Origin of the sequence: Baaleninema simplex PCC 7105 (assembly GCF_000332355.1) — a bacterium.
Taxonomy (GTDB): Bacteria; Cyanobacteriota; Cyanobacteriia; order Cyanobacteriales; family Geitlerinemataceae; genus Baaleninema; species Baaleninema simplex.
This window is the reverse complement of the sequence record NZ_KB235958.1, coordinates 528,361-535,437: the sequence shown is the minus strand read 5'-3', so window position 1 is coordinate 535,437 and position 7,077 is coordinate 528,361. Positions and strand designations below refer to the sequence as shown.

Here is a 7,077-nt window from a genome sequence, read left to right as displayed (position 1 = left end):
GGGGCTAAGGGGGGATAGGGGGCTAAGGGGGGATGTGGTGAAGACTTCTTGAAACCTAGCTTATCGGAAAAGGATGGAGTATAACGCCTAAGTGCGTAAGTCCAGACCGAATCGTCACGCGCTTTCCGTAATACAACGCGATCGCATTGAACTGCACAAAAAATACGCATAAATACGGACGCCATGTCGAGTTAACGCATTTTTATCCTGAAAACCATGACTGAAAGAGCCTTCTCGGTTTATTTTTTCAACCTCAAATCCCACGATCGCCCCTGAACCAGCTCGAGCAACTCAGTATTTACACGCACAAAATAAGAAAAAACCTACAAACCCCTAGTATTTTCCGAAGTTGTTGTGACAAAATGAAAATATAGCGAAATTGACTTCATAACACGATGCTCAAGGCTGCGATTTCTCACGCCTCACCCCGAACAGTCCGCTGGCAAGATCTCGATCCGATATGCCTCGATCGATGGTTTCCCCGAGACTACCAGCGCCACTATATGTCTCAGCTCGTTGGTAAAGGTGGGCTGACACGCCGTCGAGCTGAATACTTCGTTCGCCTGTGGGCGTATCTGTGGTTGAAATACCAACTGATGCTCGATCGCGGGATCTCGTCTCCCCTGACCGAGTTAAACATTCCCGAGGAGTTCGTCTCCTGTACCCATCGCGAAGCAGCCGCTTTGTTCTATGCCGATCGCGATCGTGGCAGCCATCGCGCCGCTGGCATGATGCTCGATAAACTCGCTCATCTCGGGCTAATCTGCAAACAGTTCGACGGAAATACCGTCTGCATCAAAATCGAACCGATTCCGTCAGTTCGCGCTCTCTCCCATCCGTCCCAGCGTCAATCCCATCGTATCGAAGCCCTCGAGTCCCGTTCCGACGACCTGTCCCTCGTCAGAGGTTAGCGCAGCGAAAGCGGCACGCAGGGACTCGGCGACCGAAACCACTCACCGGAAGCCTCGATCGCTAACAGTTGCACCGATCCGTCCGGGTGAGTCGTCCAGGCGTTCGCCTCTCTGGAAAACCTCATTGACGCTCTCCCCCCAACCCTAGCAGGTATGGTCGGAGATTCCTGTTTCACTGGCTCATGCCTAGATAAACGAGCCAGCCCGAATACCCCCGGTCAGAACGCCTTCACAGGCTGTTTGTTTAACGTCCACGATGCGCCCCACCGCAGACATAAGCGAGAATCAAATTCTCTTGGCAACACCAACTGGCGATTTTGTGGTTTACCTCCACCACGGGTTTTTCGGGTGCTGCGAACCATACCCTTAGGAGCTTAAAGAGCGTTTCGGGTCAGGCAATTTTACCAGTTTCAGGAGTTACGCAGTTGAGCAGGAGAGAGGGTAAAACAGAGGAATGAATCCTCCAAAATACACAGCCATCGATTACATCAACTTCCTCATTGGGACTCAGAAGGCCTATAGCTGTAGCGAAGCCGAGCGAGTTCACCCAACGAGCGAAAATGCTCCCTCCCATGATGCCATCACTCGTATGTTGCATCGTCTCGAGCCGAATCCAGATTCCTTGTGGCAAGAAGCACAAGCCTTCGTGCAGAGAGACCGAGGTATTCTCGCCCTCGACGACACCATGCAGGAGTTGTTCTATGCTCAACGCATGGAGTTGGTGGCTCGGCAGTGGTCGGGGAAACACAAGCGGGTCGTCAAAGGGATTAACCTGACAAGCCTATTGTGGTCGGATGGGGATAAACACATTCCTTGTGACTACCGGCTTTACGAGAAAGCCGTCGATGGGGCTACCAAAAACGAGCACTTTCGAGCTATGTTAACCACAGCTCGAAAGCGGGGGTTCAAACCCGAGTGTGTGATTTTCGACAGTTGGTTCAGCAGTTTGGCAAATCTCAAGCTCATTTCCCAATACGGTTGGACTTGGCTGACCCGGCTCAAACGCAATCGTTTGGTCAATCCTGATGGGACGGGTAATTGCCCCCAACAGTGAAGTCGAACTCTCAACCGAGGGAACCGTCGTCCATCTCAAGCGCTATGGTTTTATCCGAGTGTTCAAGATAGTTGCCCCAGACGGCGACATTGAGTACTGGGCCACCAACGACTTGAAGATGTCACCTTTAAAACGGTTGCAGTGGGCTGAGTGGGGATGGACGATTGAAGAGTATCACCGAGGTCTCAAGCAGTGCTGTGGCGTGGAAAAGGCTCAGGTTCGCTCGTCTCGGGCTCAACGCAACCACATCGGTTTAGCCATTCGAGCCTTTCTACGTTTAGAGATGTATTGGTTCAACACAGGCATCAGTTGGTACGAATCTAAACGCCGCGTCATCCGCGAGGCGGTTCGCTCTTACTTATCGGCTCCCTGGGTCACTCTTTCTCCAACTGCGTAACTCCTGAATTTATTGACTGTCGATCTATATTCTGACAAAACTTGATAAATCTAGGCGTATATTTACGTAAGTATTTCATTAATTTATTGACTATAGACGTCTTCTTGTAATTTGTGTAAAACTATAGATGACTGGTTGATTTATCGATACAAAAAAATCCGGTAGTGCTGTACTCGAATGATTCTGGTCAGTCACAATCCTTTCGTGGCCAGGATTCAAAAACCAAAGTAGCATTACTCCTCATTACTATCAAAAATCTTTAAGCGTATTATGAAAATCGATCTCGTTAAACCGAAACTCATATTAAATAGACTTTTTAGCGTTAAAAGCACTCTATTCATAAACGCTTTACTGCTCGGACTCCTTCCTTCAAACATTGCATTTTCTCAAATTGTTCCTGATAACACGTTGCCGGTTACTTCTCGAGTTAATCTAGAAAGCAATACCTACACTATTGAGGGAGGAACGACTGCCGGAAGCAACCTATTTCACTCTTTTGAAAACTTTTCCATTCCGACAGGAAGCGAAGCTTTTTTTAACAACGTTACGGGAATTGAAAACATTCTCACCCGCGTCACGGGAGCCAATCAGTCCGACATCGACGGACTGATTCGAGCCAATGGGACGGCAACCCTATTTCTCCTCAACCCCAACGGTATCGTTTTCGGCCCCAACGCCCGCCTCGATCTCGGCGGTTCGTTTTTTGCCACGACTGCTGACAGTCTCGTGTTTGAAAACGGCTTAGAATTCAACGCCCGCAATTCCCAGGCTTCTACTCTTCTGAGTGTCAACGTTCCCGTTGGTTTACAGTTCGGTCGAGACTCCACGGATGCCTCGGGCGCGATCGTTGCCACCGGTACGGGTAGCAATCTGTTCAATCCCGACCCGCTCTTCTCTGCTGTACCTTTCCAGCGCGGCGACGGGGGCTTGCGGGTTCGTTCTGGAGAAGCGATCGCTTTCATCGGAAACGGCCTGACCCTACAAGGGGCAACCCTAGCCGCCGATAACGGCAGCGTGTTACTGGGGAGCCTCGAAACCGGAACCGTCAATCTGAGGCAGACTTCTACGGGTTGGACGTTCGACCTTTCAACGGACAGTAATGTTCGAGATATCGACCTCACGCAAGCGGCGACGCTCGACGCCAGCGGAACGGGTGGTGCGATCCGTATCGTGGGTCGCAACATCACTCTCACCGACGGCTCGATTGCCTTTATCAGTCACGCCGGTTCCAGACCGAGCAGCTCGATCGAGGCCTCAGCCAGCGAATCCCTGACAGCGATCGGTACCGATCCGGGTGAAACCCTTCCCAGTGGTCTGGTCACGTTCGTAACCGGCAGCGGAAGGGGGGGAAACGTATCGGTAGCAGCCTCGACTCTGCGATTAGAAAGTGGCGCGTCGTTTAGCACGCGGACCTTCGGACTCGGACGAGGAGGTGACGTGACCGTTCGCGTAGCAGATCGAGTGGACGTCGTTGGAGCTGCTCCACTCAATCGATCGACCTTCAGCGGTATTGCAACAGTGTCTCTCGGACCGGGACGAGCTGGGGACATTACCCTGCAAGCCGAGCAGTTGCGCGTCCTCGACGGTAGTGTCCTGACTTCGACTGCATTTTTTTCCGGGAACGGGGGCAACATTACGACAACTGCCTCAGATAGTATTGAAGTTCGCGGGTTCAACCCCGGTGCTGCACCGACGGGTAGTGCGTTGAGTACGGCAACGCTCGGATCGGGAAACGGCGGCAATTTGCGTCTCGAAACGGAAGTATTGCGTGTCTTTGATGGGGGACTAATCTCGTCGGGAACGCTCGGTAGCGGTAATGCCGGCCGCGTTACAGTAATCGCTTCAGACTCGATCGAGGTACGCGACACGACTGCCGGGGCGGTCGAACCCAGCAAAATTGGCTCGAGTGCAGAGGCCAACGACGCGTTTCAACGTCTCTTTGGTTTACCCCCGATTCCATCGGGGAATGCGGGAAGCATCGCCCTGACCACGCCGATGCTAATCGTCGCCGACGGGGGTTCGGTCAGCGTCGCCAACGGGGGAACGGGTATTGCAGGAAGCCTCAACGTTACGAGCGAACTTCTCCGACTCGAGGATCGAGCCAGCATCACGGCTGCAACTGCTTCGGGAGAGGGGGGAAATATCAACCTCGACACCGATACTCTACAATTGCGTCGAGGCAGTGAAATCACCACCGAAGCCAGGGGTACGGGGAATGGCGGCAATATCACCCTGGCGATCGAAACCCTAACCGCGTTAGAAAACAGCCCGATCAACGCCAATGCGTTTGAAGGTAGTGGCGGAAATGTCAGTATTACAGCTCAGGGTATTTTCTTGTCGTCAGATAGTCGCATCACAGCTAGCTCCGAACTTGGCGTTGATGGGTTAGTCGAAATTACTCAACCGGAAATCGATACCAGTTCGGCGATCGCGGAATTACGCAACGAACCTATCGATCCGACCACTCAAATCGTCTCGGCTTGTGGGATAGCTCGCGAAAACTCCTTTGTCGTCACCGGAAACGGCGGTTTACCGCCCGATCCCACGGAGGTTCTGCATAGTCGAACGATCTGGACGGATATTCAGCTAACGGAAATTCAACCGTCGTCAGTCGAACGTGAGAACGAGGAGCGATCGCCTGCTACTGAATCGGACAGTTCGCAGCTACCTCTCGTAGAAGCCACGGGTTGGCAGTGGCGAAACGACGGCACGATAGAGTTAGTTTCGACACCACAAAATCGAGTGGGGAATCGTTGGGGCGATCGCGTTCGTTGCAGCGATCGATAACTCGAATGCAAGGCTCAAATTTGTGAATTCACGGCAATATTGAATTATGCGATCGCGTATCGACATTAACTGAAATTTATGCCATATTGCGAACAAGCAGACTATTTCTAAACCCAAAATCGTTTTTATTTTATCAAAGGAATCTGAGAGGGTGACAACATAGCTAGACCCCCTGCCTCACAAGGGATAGAGCCTCTAGCCCTCGTTGAAAATGGAGAGATTTGTGAGGCTTCAACGCCATGAGCGCCAACATCCAATCTCTCCAGAGCAGCAGGGATTGACTCCAAGCATAACCGGATAATCCGAGGGAAAAAACACTATGATGAGGAAAACCTTGAGGGGTCAGGTCTGAACGACCTAAATAGGGCTTGCTGAAAAGAAGTGAAAAGCTTACGGTGTAAGGCTTAGAGGAGTCTTGACGTGGCTTCGAGAACCCGAAAAAGAGGTAAAATTGGAAATTCCCGTGCGTCCGGCAAGAAAAAATGTATCGAAAATCACAAAATCCTGACGCGCCCGAAGAAGCCTTTGAACTTCCTTTTGAAGGCAAGTTGTGTGAAGAAAATCGTTGGGTAATTTTGGCGAACCTCATTCCCTGGGCAGAATTTGAGGAAGAATATGCCCAGAATTTTTCTGAGGAAATGGGAGCGCCAGCGAAACCATTTCGGATGGCACTGGGAGCCTTAATTATTAAAGAAAAATTGGGAATAAGCGACCGAGAAACTGTCGAACAAATTAAAGAAAACCCTTACCTACAGTATTTTATCGGGGAAAAGAGTTATCGAAATGAAGCGCCTTTTGATGCTTCAATGATGGTTCATTTTCGGCAAAGGATTGGTCGCTCTCTACTTCAAAAAATAAATCGAAGAATTGTCCGACAAGCTCGAGGATTTCAACGGGAGGAATCTAGCACAAAAAAGTCAGAAGGAGTCGAAAGAAGAAAAGAAAATAGAGGGAAACTCTTAATCGATGCGACCGTCGCACCTGCCGATATCAAATACCCCACCGATGTCGAACTGTTAAATCAAGCGAGGAAAACCACCGAACTCATCCTAGACATTTTATATAAATCCCTGAAGGGCCAACTGTCTAAAAAAACCTAGAACCCACCGAAAACTCGCCCGAAAAGAGTATCTCAAATTTGCCAAAAAGAGGAGACCCTCTCGCAAAGAAAGAAGAAATGCTGTCAAAAAACAACTCCAATATCGGGTCTTCGGAGTTTGTGGTTATAAATGTATAGCATGATACAAAAAATTGAAGATTCGAGAGCCAAAACCCTTGAAATCTCGTGAAGTTAGTTTTTCTGTCACCCTAAACTCCGAAGAGCCCCAATATATCTTCAACAAAACTTCCGAAACATTGAGAAATTAATTGAGAAAGGAGCGAGTCTAGAATGCTTAAGCCGAAGACAATACAGGAATTTATTAGTATTCAGTGAAATTACCCGTCAACAGCAGTGGATGTGGTCAAATCATAAAAATAAAATCGAAAATCGTATCGTCAGTTTAACACAACCTAATCTCCGTCCAATCGTCAGAGGCAAGGCAGCAAGTCCTACGGAATTCGGGGCTAAGTTATCAGTCAGTTGTGTAGAAGGATATGTATTTCTCGAAAAATTAGTTGGGATAATTATAATGAAAGTGGAGATTTAATCTCGCAAGTCGAAGCTTACAAAGACTATATGGGAGTTTACCCCTCATCGGTTCACGCCGATCGAATTTATCGAACCCGAGCTAATCGAGCTTGGTGTAAAGAAAGAGAAATTCGTCTCAGCGGCCCGCCTTTAGGAAGACCTCCTAACGGGACTTAAACGGTAAAAAAGGTAAAATAAAAGCAAAACCCTTGGCTGACAAGGATTTAAGGTGGAGAGTGTCCCCATGAGAGAGACCACCCCAGCCCGCTATGCCACCCTGCTTTGAGAAGTGGAAGGC

General features: G+C 49.7%; 3 protein-coding genes and 4 pseudogenes. 5 read left to right on the top strand and 2 right to left on the bottom strand.

The genetic code is table 11. The annotated features are described in order from the left end of the window. Positions 1-395: 395 nt before the first annotated feature. Positions 396-911 carry a hypothetical protein gene (locus tag GEI7105_RS28995; RefSeq protein ID WP_017659269.1) on the top strand — a complete coding sequence of 172 codons (516 nt, stop codon included), beginning with the start codon at positions 396-398 and terminating at the stop codon, positions 909-911. Here GEI7105_RS28995 and GEI7105_RS40325 read toward each other — a convergent pair. Further along, complete coding sequence (locus GEI7105_RS40325; protein WP_281166971.1) at positions 908-1,036, bottom strand: hypothetical protein; 129 nt, start codon at positions 1,034-1,036, stop codon at positions 908-910. The two genes, GEI7105_RS28995 and GEI7105_RS40325, sit on opposite strands and share 4 nt — an antisense overlap. Positions 1,037-1,365: 329 nt before the next feature. Here GEI7105_RS40325 and GEI7105_RS28990 point away from each other — a divergent pair. Together GEI7105_RS28990 and GEI7105_RS0104340 are read left to right on the top strand one after the other, a co-directional pair. Further along, positions 1,366-2,362 (top strand): annotated as a pseudogene (locus GEI7105_RS28990) (IS701 family transposase). A gap of 270 nt (positions 2,363-2,632) precedes the next feature. Beyond that, entirely contained in the window at positions 2,633-5,149 is a 2,517-nt protein-coding gene (locus GEI7105_RS0104340) for a two-partner secretion domain-containing protein (protein ID WP_017659268.1), read from the top strand. A gap of 163 nt (positions 5,150-5,312) precedes the next feature. Here the strand turns inward: GEI7105_RS0104340 and GEI7105_RS39670 are convergent. Continuing rightward, positions 5,313-5,513 (bottom strand): annotated as a pseudogene (locus tag GEI7105_RS39670) (IS4 family transposase); the annotation flags it as partial. Positions 5,514-5,631: 118 nt separating this feature from the next. Here GEI7105_RS39670 and GEI7105_RS33095 point away from each other — a divergent pair. Continuing rightward, positions 5,632-6,346: pseudogene (locus GEI7105_RS33095) on the top strand (transposase); the annotation flags it as partial. 134 nt (positions 6,347-6,480) lie between these two features. After that, positions 6,481-6,944: pseudogene (locus GEI7105_RS36680) on the top strand (transposase); the annotation flags it as partial. Between the last annotated feature and the right edge of the window lie 133 nt (positions 6,945-7,077).